The organism is Rhodoplanes sp. (assembly GCF_013377085.1).
Lineage (GTDB): Bacteria > Pseudomonadota > Alphaproteobacteria > Rhizobiales > Xanthobacteraceae > Rhodoplanes.
In genome coordinates, this window is record NZ_JACAAX010000009.1 from 41,836 (window position 1) to 59,613 (window position 17,778).

Below are 17,778 nucleotides of genomic sequence, written 5' to 3' on the forward strand. Positions count from 1 at the left end.
GAGATTTGTGGTGAGCACTTGTGCGGCACAGCGCCGACTCTTCCTCTCCCCGCGTGCGGGCTACGGGATGCACAGATCTCGTTTTGTCGAGACCATCTGGTGGTACGGCAAAAAGAGCGCCTTCCCCACCGTCGTCATCGCCGGGCTTGACCCGGCGATCCATCATCCTGCGAACAAAGCATTTTTGCGAAAATCGATGGATGCGCGGGTCGAGCCCGCGCATGACGCTCTCATGCATGGCAAGCGATGTGTGCATCCCGTAGCGCGTGCGGGGAGAGGTGAAGGAGCCGTCGGTTTCAGTCGCCGTCGGCCGCCTTCACCAGGGCCAGGAGGTCGGCGCCGTAATGCTCGAGCTTCTTGTCGCCGATGCCGGGTATTTCGCGCAACGCCGCCAGCGTCGTCGGGCACGCGGCGGCGATGCCGTCGATGGTGGCGTCGTGCAGCACCACATAGGCCGGCACGCCGCGGCTGCGCGCCACCTCGGAGCGCCAGGCCCTGAGCCGGCCGATCAGATCGGGGCTCCCGGCGGGTCCGGGCGCGCCGGAGGGGAGCGTGGCCGCGCCGCGTCGCGCCCTGTCGCGGCGGGTGCGACGGGCGCGGGCGGCCTGTTCGCGCAGCATCACGGCGGTCCGGCCGGTCAGCACGTCGCGCGAGGAGTCCGTCAGGGTCAGCGCGCCGAACGCCTCGCTGTCCGGACGCAGGTGACCGAGCGCGACGAGCTGGCGCACCACGGCGCGCCACTGCTTCTCGTTCAGCTCCTTGCCGATGCCGAACACCGACAGGGTGTCGTGACGGAATTGCGCGACGCGCTCGGTCGCGTGGCCGAGCAGCACGTCGATCAGGTGCGCCGCGCCGAAGCGCTGCCCGGTGCGGTACGCGCAGGACAGGAGCTTCTGGGCGACGACGCTGCCGTCCCACAGTGTCGGCGGCGACAGGCAGTTGTCGCAGTTGCCGCAGGCGGCGGCGTGCGGCGTCTCGCCGAAATAGCCGAGCAGGCGGGCGCGCCGGCAGCCCGCCGTCTCGGCGAGGCCGACCAGCGCGTCGAGCTTCGCCAGCGACACCCGCTTGAACGCGTCGGAGCCGGTCGATTCGTCGATCATGCGGCGCTGCTGCACGATGTCCGACAGGCCATAGGCCATCCAGGCGTCGGCCGGCTTGCCGTCGCGGCCGGCCCGCCCGGTCTCCTGATAATAGGCCTCGATGCTCTTCGGCAGGTCGAGATGGGCGACGAAGCGCACGTCGGGCTTGTCGATGCCCATCCCGAACGCGATCGTGGCGACGATGACGACGCCGTCCTCGTTGATGAAGCGATCCTGGTTTTTTGCGCGCAACTCCGCCGGCAGGCCGGCGTGGTAGGGCAGCGCCGGAATGCCGGCGCGGCTCAGCGCGCTCGCCGTCTCCTCCACCTTGGCGCGCGACAGGCAGTAGACGATCCCGGCGTCGCCGGCGTGGCGCTCGGCGACGAAGGCCTCGAGCTGGCGCGGCGCGTTCTGCTTCTCGACGATCTCGTAGCGGATGTTGGGGCGGTCGAAGCTGGCGACGAAGCGCGGCGCGTCGGCGAGGCCGAGGCGCTCGGCGATCTCGCGCCGGGTGAGGTCGTCGGCCGTCGCCGTGAGGGCGATGCGCGGCACCTCGGGAAAGCGTTCGGCGATCACCGAGAGGCCGATATATTCCGGGCGAAAATCGTGCCCCCATTGCGACACGCAATGCGCCTCGTCGATGGCGAACAAGGCGAGCTTCGCGCGGGCCAGGAGCGCCAGGCAGCGCGGCGTCAGCAGCCGTTCCGGCGCGACATAGAGCAGGTCGAGCTCGCCCGCCAGGAGCTGCTGCTCGACCGCGGAGGCTTCCGCGACGGACAGCGTGGAGTTCAGCACGGCCGCCCGGACCCCGGCCTCGGTGAGCCCGGCGACCTGGTCGCGCATCAGCGCGATCAGCGGCGAGACGACGATGCCGCAGCCCTCGCGCAGCAGCGCCGGCAACTGGTAGCACAGCGACTTGCCGCCGCCGGTCGGCATCAGCACCAGGCAGTGCCCGCCGCCCGTGACGTGCCGCACGATCTCCTCCTGCGCACCGCGAAAGCCGCGCAGGCCGAACACCGATTCGAGCACCGAGAGGGCGGAGGGGAGGATGTCGGACTCTCGTCGGAGAGGAGGAACGAGGCTGTGAGCCATGAGCTTTCGATGCGCCGAACGCGAGTCGTGGCGGAGGATAGCGGCCGCGGCCGCGGCGCGCCAGACCGGGCGCAGCGGAAGCGGCTGGCGGCGCGACGAACTGTCGAATTCTTGATGCAGCGCAATCCTGCCCCGCCCGACCGGCCGATGATGCGTCACGACCGGATAGGAGGTTGCGATGGCGAGCGCCTACATCATCCGTGCGACGACCGAGGCCCGCGTGGCCGGGGTCGTGGCGAGAGACCGCTTCAGTTGCGGAATCAACGACCAGTCGGAGCGTTACGACACCGCCGACGCCGCCCTGATGGCGGCGCGGGCCGCCTACAAGGGCCCGGACCCCGCCGGCGTCGCCTGCCGCGTATGGGCCGAGCGCCTCGCGGCGGCTCGGCCGGCCGGGCAAGACCGGGACGTCGGCGGAGAGTCCGGGTTCGGGCTCAGCCCCTTGTAACCGGGCGCTCCGCGGCCGGGACGCTCTCGAGCGAAGCGCCCGGCCCGCGTGACGAAAATGCTTCGCCTCCGAACCGGCAAGGCGCGGGGGCGGGTGCTTTCGTGGCGCGCGCCAGGCGCGTCCCGCCGGACGGGAGAGTCACATCGTCGTCTCGGCTGCGCCTCGGCTTCGTCGCGGATCGTTGTCGGGTCCGCGACGTGCCGGTGGCGGAGCGTCTGCGCGAGGAGCAGACGGGGCTTCGCGAGGCGGGCTCAGAACGTCTTCTTGCGGCGCCAGCGCTTGGGATGGTCGGGCGGATAGGTCAGGCTGCTGGCCGTCACGCCGAGATCGACGAACAGCTTGGCGAGCAGGATGGCGGCCGAATAGCCTTCGAGCACCGGGATGTCCCAGCCGAGCGCCGCCAGCCGCGTCTTCAGGAACGGCTGCAGCCAGAAGGTCGCCGAGCAGCCCATGGTGAGGACCTCGGCGCCGTCCTCCTCGATCGCCGCCACCGCCTCGGCGACCGCCGCCTCGACCATCTCGGAGTGCTCGCCGCGCAGCGCCTTGGTGCGCTGGCCGCGCGTGGTGTGCTCGGCCTGCTCCTCGCCGGGCCGCGGCAGCGGGAAATTGATGTTGCGGATGGAGGCGCAGCGCTGGTCGAGGCGATGCTGCACGACGAGGTCGTAGTAGAACATGTTGTGCACCTCGTCGATGTCGATCACGCTGAACCGGTTGCCCAGCATGGTGGCGAGATACATCTGCGCGAAGCCGCAGGCCGTGACCGGGATGCCGTAGTTGCGCGCCACCTCGGTCGATTCGCGAAACCCCGGCTCGCCGCCGCCCAGCAGCACGATCGCGTTGTACTTGCCGGTCTCGCAGGCCGCCCGCACCAGCGGCACACGGGCCGACGACGCCAGGCCGAACTCCTCACGGGTCAGCACCGGCCAGTTGCCGTAGGGGGCGAGCGCGCCCGGGCTGAAGTCCCAGTCGACGTCGGCGAGCACGTCCTTGACGCTCTCGAAGTTCATGATCCGCGATTCTTTGGGGCCTTCCACCGGAACGTGGTGCTCGTCGATATAGGGCGAGTCCTTCGGCAGGACGAAGGCGTTGATCAGGGCAAAGCGATACTTCTTGGGCGCGGGCTGCATCACGGCGTCCTTCCGTTGCGATGTGATTGGGGCTGCCGGCACCGTCTCGGCGGCGCAACGGCGTGACCCGGACCGATCGGAGGTGCCGCGATCAAGGACCCGGGCCGGCACGCAGACCAGCGCCGGCGCTGCATCGCTGGTCTGCAAAGGCGGCGGACTCGATCGGCGCGCCGGTCAGGTCTCGGCTCGCCTGCCGGGGGCTCGGATCCGGCGTAAATCGCACCCTGGGGGAATCCGGTCCCGGCAGCCGAGGGGCTACCGAAAATTCTGCTTCCGTTTGACTTCAAACAAGAATGCCATTCGGCTTGTGCTCGATCGTCCGCTGCTGCATCGTCGAGGGGTCGGCAAGAGGCACGATACGTGCAAGGCCGGCCGCGGGATTTGATGGAGCAGCTTGCGCCGCGTCACCAAGCGCTAAAGCGCCACGAACGGTCTTCGTGGGCTCCGATACGACAGGAACCGACGATGAGCCTCACCGACGCTGCCTCCCCGCATCCGCGACTATCGCCCGCCCACAATGCCTATGCGGTCGAGGTCGACGATACCACGGTCGGAATCGTGATCCGCGAGAGCGGCGACGATTTCACCTTCTTCGCCGCGACGCGGGCGTTCTATCCGATGGACCAGCGGCGCTTTCCAAACCCGGCGGCGGCCCAGCGCGCCGCCCTGGCGCTCGCCGGCGATCGCCGCCGCACGCTGCGCACCTTCGCCGCGCGCTGAGGCTCACCCCGCGCGACGCTGGCGTCGTTCCTAAAGAGCGACACCGGCGCCCGCGAGAATCCCGCGCACCCGCGCCCGCTGCTCGTCCGAGATGGTCAACCGCTCGGCAAAATCCTTGCCGAGCGGTCGCGTCGCATCGATGCCCATCTTGGTCAGCGTGAAGGTCTGCGGGTCGGAGGTCGGGTCGAGGATCGCGCCCTTGCAGCCCGGGATGAGCACGATGTCCTGCTCGGCGCGCACCCTTGTCGCCACCGCCCACATCACGTCGTTCATGTCGAAGATGTCGACGTCCTCGTCCACGACGATGACGTACTTGGTGTAGAATTCGGTGCCGAGCGCCGCCATGATGGCCTGCTGCGGCTCGCCCTGGGCGGTCTTCCTCATCTTCACGAAAGCCATGAAGGCGCCGCAGGTGGTGTGCGGCACGTGCACGGCAATGACGTTCGGCAGGTTCCGCCGCAGCGTGTTGAGGATCTCGCCCTCGCGGGTGATGCACGACACCAGTATGTGGTCCTTCGCCATGCCCGAGGCGACCGAGTGGAACATGGCGTCGCGTCGCATGCGCACGCGCTTGGCGACCAGCACGTTCTGGGTGCTCCGATACGAGGCGTAGCCCGTGAACTCGCTGAACGGGCCTTCCGGCTCGTGCACGCCGGGCAGGATCTCGCCCTCGATGACGATCTCGGCGCCGGCCGGCACGGCGAGGCCGTCGATGCCGGTCGGGGCGAGCCAGTAGGGCTGCCCGAACAGGCCGCCGATGATCTCGAACTTTCGCACGCCGGGCGGATAGGCGTAGACCATCGAGCCCATGTAGTGCAGCGGATGGATGCCGAGCGTGACGGCGACCGGCAGCGCCTCGCCGCGCTCCTCGGCGCGGCGATGGAACTCCCACATGCGCCGGCGCGAGTGCAGCGACACGCCGAGCCGGTTCCTGCCCTTCAGCATCAGCCGGTGGAAGCCGGTGGTGTCGACGCCCGTCACCGGATCGCGGGCGACGATCTGGCCCGCCGTGATGTAGGGCGCCGCATCGACCGAGAAATGCACCGGGATCGGCAGCGCTCCGAGGTCGACGTCGTCGCCTTCCAGCGTCACCTCGTGCCAGGGGGCTTCGTCGACCAGCTCGCACGGAATGTAGGTCTGGCAACGCTCGCGAAAGGCGGTCGGCAGATCCGCCGGCTCGACGCCGAGGCAGGCGGCGAGCAGCCGCCGGTTGCCCGTCGTGTTGGTGACGACCGGCATGGCGTGGCCCTCGACGTTGTCGAACACCACGACGGGGCTGCGGCCGGTCTTTTCCAGCTCGAGCACCAACGACGTGATGTCGAGCTTGGTGCGCACCGGCGCGCGGATGCGCAGCAGCTCGTCCGGGAACCTCTGCTCGACCATGCGCAGAAATCCGCGGAGACCCTGGCTGTCCAGCGGCGACATCTTTGGCGGCATTGCGGGAGAGGACCTGTTTCGGGGGGCAGTATCAGTGCAGTCGAGCAGATGGCCGGACGACACGCAAGCCGTGCCCGCAGTCCGTCAGCCTTGGATGAGGTTCCTGGCGGCCGCCGCCGCGTGCCGCACCCGATGGCTCCACGTGGCACCGTCCGACGCCCACGCGACGGTGTCCAGAAGATAGACCGGAAGAGGCACGATCGCCCGGTCGTCGGCGGCGGCGTCCGCGTCCGACGCGCCAGCAGGCGTCCAGCCGGAGGAGGTGCGTGTCAGCCGCAGTGCCGGCTCGGTCGGCGGCGGCAGCCCGGCGGCCGCAATCACCGGCCCCGAGACCGCGAACGCCTTGCCGGCCGCGATCACGGCCCGGCGGATCGCCTCGGCGGCGTCGAGCGCCTCGCCGGCCGCCACGATCGTTCCGGTGTGCCCGACCCTGCCGAGTGCCGCGCGGCCCGCATGCAGGCTGACCACGATGTTGGCCTGGCAGCCCCATTCGGCGCCGAGCCGGGAATTGAGGTCGGCGAGCGACTGCTCGATGCCGGCGGTGGTGGCGAGCGCCGCGCGGCTCGCGCGCTCCACACCGGTGTCCAGCCCGAACACGGCGCAGATGCTGTCGTGTTCCACATAGCTCACCGTGCCACCTGCGGCGACGACGGCGTCGCAGGCCGTCTCGGCATGGCGCGTGAAGGCGAACAGCACGTCGTGGGCGAGATGATCGCGCGCCAGCGTGGTGCGGTTTGCGAAGTCGCAGAACAGCAGCACCACGGTCCGGTCGTTGTCGATCGCCACCGGCGTGCTGCGGTAGACCGGCCGGTCGGTGCGGACCAGCGGGACCACGGAGACGTCGCGATCGGGCCGAAGCTGGCAGGCCAGCCGTACCTCCGGTGGGGCGGCGATGCGCGCCAGGGTCGCGCGTTCGATCGCGGCGGGCGGCGGGCAATCGCCGGACACGACGCGGACCCGGCAGGTCGAGCAGCGGGCGCGCCCCCCGCAGCTCGACGCATGGGCGACGTGGAAGGCACGGCTGGCGTCGAGCACCGACCAGCCGCGCGGCACCGTCACGGTGCGGTTGGGATACGCGATGGTCACCAGCTTGCGGCCGCGCCGCTCGATCATGTTGCGGACGGAACGCGCCGCGACCGCGAACCCGATGAGTCCCAGATAGCCGCCGAGCAGGTCCTCGCGCCAGCGGTTCAGGGTGGCGCGCGCCTCCTGCGTCGATGCGGCGACCGGCGCGGGCGGCCCGGCCCGGGCGAGGTCGCGGCCCATGGCGAGGAACCCGAGCGCCGACAGGACCGGAAGCAGCAAGGCGACGGCGAACAACGGCAACTGGAGCCGGCGCCACACCGGCCGATGACCGAACGCCAGCCGCAGCCCGAGACAGCCGTGCAGCCAGCCGGGCGCCAGCAGGCCGATTTGCCGCCATTCGGAATTCGAGGCCCACAGGCCGGTGACGACGCGGTGATAGGTGGTCGGGGAGCCGACCAGCTCGAACTCCAGGCGCGCCGTGACCGCGTGTCCGATCAGCAGCACCGGGAGCCACAGCCCGAGGCCGATGCGCAGCAGCTCGATCGGCGGGAGCCGGAAGGTGCGGCGGACATAGATCGCCTCGATCGCCAGCGTGACGTGGACGGCCGCCGCGGCATAGAGGACGACGGTCCCGACCGGGCCGCCCCAGAACTCCACCGAGAAGACCAGGGCCGCCTCGGCCGTGTCGAGCGAGACGAGGCCGAGCGCGTGGTTGGCGAGATGCGTTCCCACATAGCCGAACAGGATCAGGCCCGAGGCCAGCCGGAGGTCGCGGCGGCTGATGTGTGGGAGCATCGACGGCCTGTCGCTGGTGACGTTCGATCGGGTCCTTCTTATCGGCTTTTACCGGCGACGCGCGGACGCGCCGGTGCGGCGCTTTCAAATTCCCGTGACGGCGCTCGAGATCCGGACGGTCTCGCGCCGCGAGGCGATGCTCCGAAGCGCTTCGAGCGATCCTACAGGTTCGGCAGGAAAGTCGCGATCTGCGGGAATGCCGCGATGGCGATCACCACGGCCAGCAGCACGATCCAGTACGGGATCGAGCCGCGGAAGATCTCGGCGAGCTCGACCGACCTGTCCGGCACCGCCGCCTTGACGGTGAACACCAGGATGCCGAAGGGCGGCGTCAGCAGGCCGGTCTCGATGGCCAGGATGCCGATGATGGCGAAGGCGAGCGGGTCGAAGCCGAGATGGACGGCGATCGGCGCGAAGATCGGCACGGTCAGCAGGATGATCGAGATCGAATCGATCAGGCAGCCGAGCACGAACCAGATCGCCACCATCACGGTGAGGATGCCCCACGGCCCGAGTCCGGTCGACAGCAGGAATGCCTTCGCCACCTCGGTGAAGCCGGTCATCGACAGCACGCGCGAGTAGAGCTGGGCGCAGAACAGCAGCAGCAGCAGCGGCCCGGAGGTGCGGCCGACGTCGAGCACCACCTCGCGGATCTCGCGCGGCTTGATGCCCTTGATCAGCGCCAGCGCCAGCGCCCCGACGGCGCCGACGCCGGCGCCCTCGGTCGGCGTGCAGAAGCCGAGCCAGATGGCGGCCAGCACGCCGATCACCAGCACGACGACGAGGCCGGTGCTGCGCAACAGCGGGCCGATCGGCTCCTCGTTCGGTAGTCCGGTGCCTGCCTCCGCGACCGCCACGCCGGCCGCACGGGAGGTCACGCGCGGCGAGCCGCCGGCGATCTCCGGGTTCAGCTTGGCGGCGATCACCACATAGACGATCATGCCGCCGGCCGCGATGAACCCGGGGATCACCCCGGCCAGGAACAGCTTGCCGATCGACACCTCGGTCAGCACGGCCCACACGATCATCAGCACCGACGGCGGGATCAGCATGCCGAGACAGGCGCTGCCGGCGACGCAGCCGAGCGCGAAGCTGCGCTTGTAGCCGTAGCGCATCATCTCCGGATACGCGATGCGCGAGAAGGCGGCCGCGGCCGCGATGCTCACGCCGGTGACGAAGCCGAACAGCGCGTTCGAGATGATGGTGGCGACGGCGAGCTGGGCCGGCAGCCATTTGCTGAAGCGGTGGCCGAGCGCGTAGAGGTCGCGCGCGGCGCCGCATTTCGCCAGCAGGTCGCCCATCAGCATGAACAGCGGGATGACGGCGAAGACGTAGTCGCGCAGCGCCTCGTAGGCCGTGTTGGAGACGAAATTCCGCACCACGTCGACGTCGCCGAGCATCAGCCAGATGCCGAACGCCGCCGTGATGCCGAGTGCGATGGCGATGTGCACGCCGGCGAACACCAGCACCAGCACCAAGGCGATGACGATCAACATGTCGCTGTTGCCGAGCAAGGCGATCGACCTTCTGTTCCGGATCGGAGGAGGCGCAGGCCGTCAGGACTGCTGCGAGCGGGAGGTCAGGAGGTCGCGCCCGGCGCGCACCGCCTTGCCGAGATAGATGACGACGACCAGGAACGCGCCGAACACGACGACGAAGCGGGCCGGCCAGGCCGGCACCCGCAGCGCGCCCTCGCCCTCGTACTCGCCGCCGATCCAGGAGTTGAGGGCCGGCCCGGCGCCGCCCCACAGGATGAAGCCGAAGAAGGCGGCGCCGAGAAGCCCCGACACGAGCTCGGAAAAGTCCTGGCCCGCCTTGCCGAAGGTGCCGACCAGCACGTCCGCCTTCAGCATGCCGCCGCTCTGCACCGCATGCGGGGCGAGCAGGAAGGCGATCAGCACGATCGACATCGACACCAGCTCGGGCGTGCCCTTGACCGGACTGTTGAACACCGCACGGCCGATCACGTCGGAGACCACCAGGAACGACATCAGGAAGATGAGCACCGCGGCGGCGGCGAGCAGCAGATGAACCAGGGGCGTGATCAGGCGATCGAGCAAGGCGGAACCTCCGGGGCAGGGGCGTCGCGGCCGGGCGTCACCCGGCCGCCGCATCGTCGACGTCTCATTTGATCACGTAGCGCACCGGCCACTTGTGTCCGTTTTTCTCGGCGACGGCGAGCGTCAGCTCCAGCACCTGGGTCGCCGGCATGCCCTGGGCGTCGAGTTCCTTGGCCTTCTGCTTCGGCCAGTCGGCGAGGAAGCGGGCCCAGTCCTCGCGCACCGACTCGGGCATCTTGCGTACCGTGACGCCGTGTGCCTTCAGATCCTCGATCTGCTTGCCGTAGTTCTCCTCGTTGACGGTGCCGGTCAGCGTCTCGTACTCGCGGCCGACCTCCATGACGATGTCCTGCACCTCTTTCGGCAGCTTGGCCCAGGTCGCCGTGTTGATGGTGAGCCCGTGCCAGGTCATCGCGCCGAAGCCGATCTCGGCATAGTGCTTGCCGATCTCGTAGAGCTTGAACTGCACCCAGCCGGACGGAAACATCACCCAGCCGTTGTAGACGCCGGTCTGCATCGAGGTGTAGGCCTCGGGCAGCGACGACTGCACCGGCGTCGCGCCGGCGTATTCGAGCCATTTCAGATTGAGTCCGGCACCGGCGATCTTCTGGCCCTTGAGGTCGGAGACCTTGTTCCATTCGAAGGTGGTGCCGAGATTGTAGCCGTTGTCGGCGATCAGCGAGACCAGCTTCTGCTTGTACTTGTCCTCCAGCACCTTGGTCAGATACGGCACCCGGTCGTAGACCTCGCGGGCGATCTTGACGCTGGCGACGGGGCTCATGGTGCCGAACGGCAGCATCACCTGGAAGGCGTGCAGCGGCAGGTTCGACGGCTCGAAGCCGAAATTGTAGGCGCCGAGATCGATGATGCCGGACTGCACGCCCTCGAGCGTGTCGGCGACCTTCACCATGGCGCCGCCATAGCCCTCGATGAACTGCACCTTGTGCTTGGTGCGCTCGGCGACCCGCTTGGTCACCTCCGGCACGAAGAAGGTGGTGAGCAGATTGACGTAGGTCTGCACCGGCGGGTGGCCGGAGGCGATGCGCAGCCGGAATGTCTCCTGCGCGACGCCGGGCGTCGCAGCCACGGCGAGAAGAGCAGCCGCGAGCGCGGCCGACACGGCACGTTTCATGAATTTCCTCCCGGGTCGCCCGCGAGGCCGCAGGCGTTATTCTGCTTTGTATGGATAGCTTGAAATTATACCGTCTCGGCTGTCAACAGCTCGATCCGCGACCGCGCACGCGTACTGTGTGTTGCTGCGGTGCGGTATCGACGGTGGTGCACCGGATGACGCCGGCCGATCGATGGCGTCCGGTTCGGGTCGCGGCGGACGGGCTGGGGTTCATGCCACGATCCGCGGCGGGAGGCGTGCTGTCGGCCGCGGTCTTCGCCGGCCGCGGCACCCGCCGCGGCCGTATGTCTCACAGCCAGTCGCGATCGACGCCGGCGCCGGCGAGCATGCCGGCGAGCTTCTTGCGCGCATAGAACAGCCGGGTCTTGACGGTGTTCTCCGGGATATTGAACACGCGGGCGACCTCGGCCACCGACTTCTCGTGATAATAGACGAGGTCGACGATCTCGCGATGGGTCGAGGGCAGCGCCTCCAGGCAGCGACGCAGGATGGCGGCGCGGTTCCGCTTCTCCAGCGTCACGTCCGGCGTGTCGCAGCCATCCTCGATCTGGGCGGCCTTCTCGTCGTCGATCGACTCGGTCGGCCGGCGGCGCAACACCGCATAGGCCTTGTGGCGGGCGATCGCCAAGAGCCAGGTCGACACCGCCGAGCGGCCCTCGAACTGGCCGGCCTGGCGCCAGGCGTCGATGAAGACGTCGCTGATCACGTCCTCGGCCTGGGTGCGGTCGCCCAGGATGCGCAGGACGAAGCGGAACACCCGCACGTGGTGGCGCGTGTAGAACGCCTGCAGGGCGGCACGGTCGCCCTCCGCCATCCGGGCCATCAGGCCGGCATCGGTCGGAGCCTTGGCGCTCGTGGTGGCCGGGCGGCGATCGGCCCCGTTCACTCTCGGCAGCGTAAAAACGGTGGACATCGGCACCTCCACGAACTGTGTGGAGGATCCATAGGCCTTGCGGCCGCCGCGAAATGTGAGGCGGATCACACAAGCCAGGGCGTGCCGTCGTCGGCTTGAACCTCGGCCGGGCGGGTGGCGGGGGCGGCGGGCAGCCGCAACGTCAGGCCCTCCGCCGCGACCAGGGTGCCGGGGCGCATCGCCTCGGCCTCGCGGGCGACCCGGTCGAGGGTCGGGTCGTCGTGCGAGGGGTCGTGGTGGAAGATCGCCAGCCGCCTCGCCCCGGCGGCCTCGGCGAGCCGTGCGCCATGCTGCCAGGTGGAGTGGCCGCGGCCCGCATGGGCCGGATACTCGGCGTCCGTATAGGTGCAGTCGTAGATCAGCAGGTCGGCGTTCGCGGCGAGCCCCAGCACGACCGGATTGAGACCGTCCGGCCGGTGCTCGGTGTCGGTGACATAGGCGAGCGTGGCGCCGCCGTGCTCCAGCCGATAGCCGGTGCCGCCGCCCGGATGCTGCAGCGGCCCGGTGCGCAGCGTCAGCCCGGGATGCGGCGTCAGCGTCTCGCCGCCGCGGAAGTCGTGGAAGGCGATGTCGGCGCGGAAGAAGTCGCCGCCGCCGGGAAACAGCGGATGGCCGACCAGCCGGGCGATCGCCTCGGCCAGCGTGTGGTCGGGCAGCAGGTGTCCGGCCCACAGCCGCAGCCGCGTCCCCGGCTCGTAGGCCGGCTGGAAGAACGGCAGCCCCCAGACGTGATCGAGATGGCAGTGGCTGAGGAAAATGTCGGCGTCGAGAGGGCCGGCCGCTTTCGGCTCGATCGACCTGCGCTCCCCCGCTCCGGCGACACCGGTCTTCGCCCCGGCCTGCGACAGGGTGAGGCCGAACGGGCGCAGGCCGGAGCCGGCGTCGAAAATCACCAGCCGGTCGCCGCAGCGCACCTCGACGCAGGCCGTGTTGCCGCCGTAGCGCACCGTCGCGGGGCCCGGGCAGGTGACGCTGCCCCGCACGCCCCAGAAACGAACCAGCATCCCGGTCATGTCGTTCGTCCGGTCTCCGTGGGGCGACGGCGTTTCCGCGTCGCGGCGCAGTCTGGGAGAAGTAAGCCATGACCGGCGGCCGCCGCCAAGTCGGGTCGCATCCAAGTCGGGTCGCATCGCCGTCGGCCTTGGCCTCTCGGCGTATGGACGTTTTCGCCGGCGCACGGTATTGCGCCAGCCGGACACTGCGCCGGCAGGCCGGCCGCCGCAGGACACAATGGGCCATCACGGGGAGGCGTGGACACGTGCAGCAGGCCGCAACCGGCGCGGACGCGGCGGCGTCTCCCTGCGCCGTGCATCTCGCCGACCTCACCATCGCGTTCCGGCTCGCCGACCGTTCGACCTTCACGGCGGTGCGCGACGCCTCGCTCAGCGTCGCCGACGGCGAGTTCGTCGCCATTGTCGGCCCGACCGGCTGCGGCAAGTCGACCCTGCTCAACGCCGCCGCCGGACTTCTGGTGCCGGCCACCGGAACGGTCGAGATTTTCGGGGCGCCGCTTGTCGGCCTCAACCGAACGGCCGGCTACCTGTTCCAGGCCGACGCGCTGTTTCCGTGGAAGACCTCGCTCGAGAACGTCGCCATCGGGCTCGAGGTCGCCGGCACGCCGAGGCAGGAGGCGCGCGACGAGGCCGCGGCCTGGCTGCGCCGGGTCGGTCTCGGCAGCTTCGGCGACCGCTATCCGCACATGCTCTCGGGCGGCCAGCGCAAGCGCGTCGGCCTCGCCCAGGTGCTGATCCGCCACCCGAAGATTCTTCTGATGGACGAGCCGTTCGGGCCGCTCGACGCGCAGACGAGGCAGATCATGGGCAACCTGCTGCTCGAGCTGTGGAGCGCCGACCGCAAGGGCGTGATGTTCGTCACCCACGATCTCGAGGAGGCGATCGCGCTCGCCGACCGCGTCGTGATCATGTCGGCCGGGCCGGCGGCGCGCATCATCGGCGACTGGACGATTCCGCTCGCCCGACCCCGCGAGGTCGCCGAGATCAAGCTCGACAAGGCGTTCCACGATCTGCACCGCGAGATCTGGGCCATGCTGCGCGACGAGGTGATGAAGGGCTACGTGCAGACCGGGGGCTTGGGATGACGCCGGCTGCCGTGCATTCAGAGCCGTCATGCGCGGGCTCGACCCGCGCATCCATCGACTGCGCAAGAAATGCTTCTTTCACAAGACGATGGATCGCCGGGTCAGGCCCGGCGATGACTTCGGAGAAGGTGGCGAGCGCGTTGCCTCCGATCAGATTACGCTGGCCGCGCGCAGGAGCCCAAAAATGTCCCGCCTGACTCTCCTGACGCTGCAGATCCTGGTCGCGGTCGTGGTGATCGGCCTGTGGCAGGTGCTCACCAGCGTGCCGATCTTCGGCACCGTGCTGCTGCCGCCGTTCTTCTTCTCGCGGCCGCTCGACGTCGCGCTGCGCATCGTCAAGTGGTTCGCCGACGGCACCATCTGGGTGCATCTGTGGATCACGCTGACCGAGTCGGTGCTCGCCTTCGTGATCGGCTCGCTCGGCGGTGGGCTGGTCGGCTTCTGGTTCGCGCGAAAGCCGCTGATCGCCGCGGTGTTCGATCCCTATGTCAAGATGATCAATGCGCTGCCGCGCGTCGTGCTGGCGCCGATCTTCGCGCTGTGGCTCGGCCTCGGCATCTGGTCGAAGGTGGCGCTCGGCGTCACGCTGGTGTTCTTCGTGGTGTTCTTCAACGTCTATCAGGGCGTCAAGGAGGTGAGCCCGACCGTGCTGGCCAACGGCCGCATGCTGGGGATGAGCGAGCGCCAGCTCATGCGCCACGTCTACTGGCCCTCGGCGCTGTCCTGGATGTTCTCCTCGCTGCACACCTCGGTCGGCTTCGCCGTGGTCGGCGCCGTGGTCGGCGAGTATCTCGGCTCCGCCGCTGGGCTCGGCTATCTGATCCAGCAGGCCGAGGGCGTGTTCGACGTCGCCGGCGTGTTCGCCGGCATGGTGGTGCTGGCCGCCTTCGTGATCGTCATCGACATGCTGGTCAGTATGGTCGAGCGCCGCCTCCTGGTGTGGCGCCCGATGGCGCACGACGCGCACGGGTGAGTGGGGCCGCGTGGCGATCCGGACCGCAGTGCTGGTGCTGCTGCTGACCGCCACGGCGGTCGGCTCAGCCGTGGCGGCGCCGCAGGCCCGGCGCGAACCGGCGCGCGTGCCCGAGGGCGCGGCCGGGGACGCCGTGCCCCTGCCGGTCGTCGTGCCGCTGCCGCGTCCGCGCCCGATCACGGCGCCCGCCAAGCCGCCGGAGCCCGACCCGAAAATCCTGGCCGAGCGGGACGCCTGCCTGGAGCGGCTCGCCGTGGTGGCCGAGGCGGAGCCGGAGCCGCCCGCGGCGGGCCAGCCCGCCTGCCAGGCCCAGGATCTAGTGCGGCTCTCGGCGATCCGGCTCGCCGGCGGCGAGCGCGTCGCCGTCGCCGCCACGGCGCGCATCCGCTGCACGCTGGCCGAAGCTCTCGTGGCCTGGATGCGCGACGACGTCGCGGCGCTGATGACGCCGTCCGGCGGGCGGCCCGCCACGATGGTGGTCGATACCTCCTACGAGTGCCGGCCACGCAACCGCATCGCCGGCGCAAAAATCAGCGAGCATGGGCGCGGCAATGCGGTCGATCTGCGCGGCTTCGTGCTGGCCGACGGGCGCAGCGTCGGACTGACCGACCCGATCGCCGACAAGACGCTGCGCAGTGCGCTGGCGAAGTCCGTGTGCGCGCGTTTCACCACGGTGCTCGGGCCGGGCTCGGACGGCTATCACGAGGACCACGTGCACCTCGATCTGGCCGAGCGCCGCAAGGACTTTCGGATTTGCCAGTGGGACGTGCGAGACCCGGTGCCGCTGCCGCGACCGCGGCCGAAGCTGGACGCGGAGCCGGATTCGGAGCCGGAACAGGAGCCATGACGGCCTTGCCGCCCGCCGACCCTGTGCGCCCTCAGGGCCCGTGCGGCGGCCCGGAACAGGCGCGGATCAGCACGCCCCAGTCGTGGCGGACGCGTGCCACATCGGTGGTGCCGAGCAGCAGCGTGTAGTCGGTCTCCGCCGTGCGGCGATCCTCGAACAACCCGGGGCTGCGCTGCTTCAACTCGGCCTTGAGCATCAGGGCGAAGTCGTCGTCCATCGGGTTGCTGTCCTCGATCGCCCGCTCGATGCGCTCGTAGACGGGCGCCTCGCCGTGCAGGCCGACGGCGACGCGCTGCACCTGGCCCCAGTCGCTCGGCACGTCACGCAACTCGATCGAGAGGCGGTCGGTGTCGACGGCGCCGACGCGGAACTGCGCGCCGTCGACCTCGAACACGCAGGCCGTCCAGTCCACCGGGCGGACGATGCCACGGTCCGAGCCGGTCAAGGCGAACGTCACGGCGCGGGAGAACGGGTCCGGTGGCGATGGTGACAGGGCGGCGAGAAGGAACGCGCCGTAGAAGGCGAGCGCGGCGTTGAAGGCGAGCGAGATCATGGTCGGATCGGGTCCTGGTCCTCTCAGGGGGGTGGCTGCACTATCGGCCGGCGACCGCATATCCTCGAACGGCCGCCGTGATCGCTTGGATCATCTAGTCATGTTGCAGCGCAGTAACTAGTGCCTCGCGCGGCACGCCGACCGTTGCTTCGGGGACATAATCGGCCCGTGCGGGCCGGACCGGCGATCGCCGGCCGGCGCTACCAGGCTACCGAGCGCAGGCGCCGGTCGCTCCCGGCCGCCTCGTCCTGCAACGCGATCACCTGGAGATAGTTGCGCAGCCGATTGTCCTCGAGGCGGCGCAGCAGGGCGTTGCGGTGGAACGGCATCAGCAGATCGGCGAGCCGCGCACTCCACGGCGCATCGAGGGCGAAGACGATGCCGAGGCCGAACACGGCCGGGATCTCGGCGAAGGCGTAGTCGCGGCCGTCGGCGAGCGCCTCGGCCAGAAAGTCCTCGATCGCCGTGAGCACGCCGTTCTTCGGGCCGCCTTCGTGGACCGCGAAGGCGAAGGCGCCCATGCCGCGGAAGCCGCGGCCCGGCACGAGCGCAGCGGTGTCGAGCACGGCGCCGGCCTCGTGGGAGAAGGGCTGGCGGTGCTCGGCCGGGATGCGCTCGGGCGCGTAATACTGGTCACGGCGCCCGGCCGGCCAGCCGATGTCGTGCAGGAAGGCGAGCAGCGGCCGGCCGTCGCGGCGGCAGGCGCGCTCGATCGCGGTCAGCTCGTGAAACACCGTGTACCAGTTGTGATCGCCGTCGATCAGCCAGGCGTCGATGCCGGCGAGCGTGTCGATGACGGCGAGGCTCGGCTCCTCGATATGCCGGACATGCGGCTCGCGCGCCGCCCAGGCGCGGAACTCCGGTTTCGGTGCGGGATCGATGCTGGTCAGCGTGCCGCCGCGGGCGCCTGTGTGGTCGGCGAGAAGAGACGACATGCCGCCGTGCTCGGCGCCGATCTCGACGACATGGTCGGCGCCGGCGAGCTGCAGGCCGCCGAGGATCAGATCGGAGAGCTCCGACATCGAATGGATGAGCAGATCAGGCACCCGCGCCGCCTTCGGTTCGGGCCGTGCGGCCCTGCGCCCGATTCTACGGCACAGCGAAGGATTCCGGGCGGTGTTTCGCCGCCCATCCCGTGCCGTCGATCTGATGCCGGTCTTCACAAGCTCCGACTCGTCATGCGCAGACTCGACCCGCGCATCCATCGCTCAAAGAAGAGCGTCTTTTGAAGATCGACGGATTGCCGGATCAAGCCCGGCAATGACGACGACGGTCGAGGACGACGAAGACTGGTATGGTCTCTTGCCCGTCGGTTCACGCCACATCTGCCCGCGCCGACGCGCGACATGCCGGAGCAACTGTGTCGCCGGAATGCCGCACTGCGGCTGTACCGAGCCCGGATGATCCACATCAAGGCGAACCGTCGCCGCCGGCTGCTAGACGATAACGCGGTAACGCGCCCAATTGGCCTGCACGAC

At 69.6% G+C, this 17,778-nt stretch carries 16 protein-coding genes; 5 read left to right on the forward strand and 11 right to left on the reverse strand.

The features are described from left to right. Positions 1-296 precede the first annotated feature (296 nt). Complete coding sequence (recQ, locus tag HXX10_RS08920) at positions 297-2,171, reverse strand: DNA helicase RecQ (protein ID WP_296521810.1); 1,875 nt, start codon at positions 2,169-2,171, stop codon at positions 297-299. Between the two features lie 178 nt (positions 2,172-2,349). On the opposite strand from recQ, the gene HXX10_RS08925 reads away from it, so the two are divergent. Continuing rightward, complete coding sequence (locus tag HXX10_RS08925; protein WP_296521813.1) at positions 2,350-2,619, forward strand: hypothetical protein; 270 nt, start codon at positions 2,350-2,352, stop codon at positions 2,617-2,619. Positions 2,620-2,870: 251 nt separating this feature from the next. Here the strand turns inward: HXX10_RS08925 and HXX10_RS08930 are convergent, their stop codons facing one another. Further along, positions 2,871-3,746: an aspartate/glutamate racemase family protein gene (locus tag HXX10_RS08930; RefSeq protein ID WP_296521814.1), complete on the reverse strand. Its 876-nt coding sequence runs from the start codon at positions 3,744-3,746 to the stop codon at positions 2,871-2,873. 465 nt (positions 3,747-4,211) lie between these two features. On the opposite strand from HXX10_RS08930, the gene HXX10_RS08935 reads away from it, so the two are divergent. After that, positions 4,212-4,466 carry a hypothetical protein gene (locus tag HXX10_RS08935; protein WP_296521815.1) on the forward strand — a complete coding sequence of 85 codons (255 nt, stop codon included), beginning with the start codon at positions 4,212-4,214 and terminating at the stop codon, positions 4,464-4,466. 30 nt (positions 4,467-4,496) lie between these two features. On the opposite strand, the gene HXX10_RS08940 is transcribed toward HXX10_RS08935, so the two are convergent. The 7 genes from HXX10_RS08940 to HXX10_RS08970 form a co-directional block, all read right to left on the reverse strand. After that, complete coding sequence (locus tag HXX10_RS08940) at positions 4,497-5,903, reverse strand: UbiD family decarboxylase (RefSeq protein WP_367141948.1); 1,407 nt, start codon at positions 5,901-5,903, stop codon at positions 4,497-4,499. A gap of 84 nt (positions 5,904-5,987) precedes the next feature. After that, complete coding sequence (locus tag HXX10_RS08945) at positions 5,988-7,724, reverse strand: 2Fe-2S iron-sulfur cluster-binding protein (protein WP_296521816.1); 1,737 nt, start codon at positions 7,722-7,724, stop codon at positions 5,988-5,990. A 161-nt stretch (positions 7,725-7,885) separates the two neighbouring features. Further along, positions 7,886-9,238, reverse strand: a complete 1,353-nt coding sequence (locus HXX10_RS08950) for a TRAP transporter large permease (RefSeq protein WP_296521818.1) — start codon at positions 9,236-9,238, stop codon at positions 7,886-7,888. Between the two features lie 42 nt (positions 9,239-9,280). Beyond that, complete coding sequence (locus HXX10_RS08955; protein WP_296521819.1) at positions 9,281-9,784, reverse strand: TRAP transporter small permease subunit; 504 nt, start codon at positions 9,782-9,784, stop codon at positions 9,281-9,283. Positions 9,785-9,848: 64 nt separating this feature from the next. Beyond that, entirely contained in the window at positions 9,849-10,916 is a 1,068-nt protein-coding gene (locus HXX10_RS08960; RefSeq protein ID WP_296521821.1) for a C4-dicarboxylate TRAP transporter substrate-binding protein, read from the reverse strand. Between the two features lie 289 nt (positions 10,917-11,205). After that, positions 11,206-11,829 (reverse strand): sigma-70 family RNA polymerase sigma factor, encoded by a 624-nt coding sequence (locus HXX10_RS08965; protein ID WP_296521822.1) that lies wholly within the window; start codon positions 11,827-11,829, stop codon positions 11,206-11,208. A gap of 65 nt (positions 11,830-11,894) precedes the next feature. Then, positions 11,895-12,842: an MBL fold metallo-hydrolase gene (locus HXX10_RS08970; RefSeq protein WP_296521823.1), complete on the reverse strand. Its 948-nt coding sequence runs from the start codon at positions 12,840-12,842 to the stop codon at positions 11,895-11,897. Positions 12,843-13,087: 245 nt separating this feature from the next. Here HXX10_RS08970 and HXX10_RS08975 point away from each other — a divergent pair, with 245 nt between their 5' ends. The 3 genes from HXX10_RS08975 to HXX10_RS08985 all read left to right on the forward strand — a co-directional run bounded on the left by HXX10_RS08975 (position 13,088) and on the right by HXX10_RS08985 (position 15,747). Beyond that, complete coding sequence (locus tag HXX10_RS08975) at positions 13,088-13,927, forward strand: ABC transporter ATP-binding protein (RefSeq protein ID WP_296521824.1); 840 nt, start codon at positions 13,088-13,090, stop codon at positions 13,925-13,927. A 184-nt stretch (positions 13,928-14,111) separates the two neighbouring features. Beyond that, positions 14,112-14,900 (forward strand): ABC transporter permease, encoded by a 789-nt coding sequence (locus HXX10_RS08980; protein WP_296521826.1) that lies wholly within the window; start codon positions 14,112-14,114, stop codon positions 14,898-14,900. A 10-nt stretch (positions 14,901-14,910) separates the two neighbouring features. Further along, complete coding sequence (locus HXX10_RS08985) at positions 14,911-15,747, forward strand: extensin family protein (protein ID WP_296521827.1); 837 nt, start codon at positions 14,911-14,913, stop codon at positions 15,745-15,747. Between the two features lie 31 nt (positions 15,748-15,778). On the opposite strand, the gene HXX10_RS08990 is transcribed toward HXX10_RS08985, so the two are convergent. Both HXX10_RS08990 and HXX10_RS08995 read right to left on the reverse strand, forming a co-directional pair. Continuing rightward, positions 15,779-16,300, reverse strand: a complete 522-nt coding sequence (locus tag HXX10_RS08990) for a hypothetical protein (RefSeq protein WP_296521828.1) — start codon at positions 16,298-16,300, stop codon at positions 15,779-15,781. Between the two features lie 200 nt (positions 16,301-16,500). Beyond that, positions 16,501-17,346 (reverse strand): class I SAM-dependent methyltransferase, encoded by an 846-nt coding sequence (locus tag HXX10_RS08995; RefSeq protein WP_296521829.1) that lies wholly within the window; start codon positions 17,344-17,346, stop codon positions 16,501-16,503. Between the last annotated feature and the right edge of the window lie 432 nt (positions 17,347-17,778).

Bases quoted from the DNA above. Each gene is read 5' to 3' on its own strand.
- HXX10_RS08970 (WP_296521823.1), bottom strand. From the start codon at position 12,842: ATGACCGGGATGCTGGTTCGTTTCTGGGGCGTGCGGGGCAGCGTCACC.
- HXX10_RS08930 (WP_296521814.1), bottom strand. From the start codon at position 3,746: ATGCAGCCCGCGCCCAAGAAGTATCGCTTTGCCCTGATCAACGCCTTC.
- HXX10_RS08960 (WP_296521821.1), bottom strand. From the start codon at position 10,916: ATGAAACGTGCCGTGTCGGCCGCGCTCGCGGCTGCTCTTCTCGCCGTG.
- HXX10_RS08965 (WP_296521822.1), bottom strand. From the start codon at position 11,829: ATGTCCACCGTTTTTACGCTGCCGAGAGTGAACGGGGCCGATCGCCGC.
- HXX10_RS08935 (WP_296521815.1), top strand. From the start codon at position 4,212: ATGAGCCTCACCGACGCTGCCTCCCCGCATCCGCGACTATCGCCCGCC.
- recQ (WP_296521810.1), bottom strand. From the start codon at position 2,171: ATGGCTCACAGCCTCGTTCCTCCTCTCCGACGAGAGTCCGACATCCTC.
- HXX10_RS08945 (WP_296521816.1), bottom strand. From the start codon at position 7,724: ATGCTCCCACACATCAGCCGCCGCGACCTCCGGCTGGCCTCGGGCCTG.
- HXX10_RS08980 (WP_296521826.1), top strand. From the start codon at position 14,112: ATGTCCCGCCTGACTCTCCTGACGCTGCAGATCCTGGTCGCGGTCGTG.
- HXX10_RS08990 (WP_296521828.1), bottom strand. From the start codon at position 16,300: ATGATCTCGCTCGCCTTCAACGCCGCGCTCGCCTTCTACGGCGCGTTC.
- HXX10_RS08925 (WP_296521813.1), top strand. From the start codon at position 2,350: ATGGCGAGCGCCTACATCATCCGTGCGACGACCGAGGCCCGCGTGGCC.
- HXX10_RS08940 (WP_367141948.1), bottom strand. From the start codon at position 5,903: ATGCCGCCAAAGATGTCGCCGCTGGACAGCCAGGGTCTCCGCGGATTT.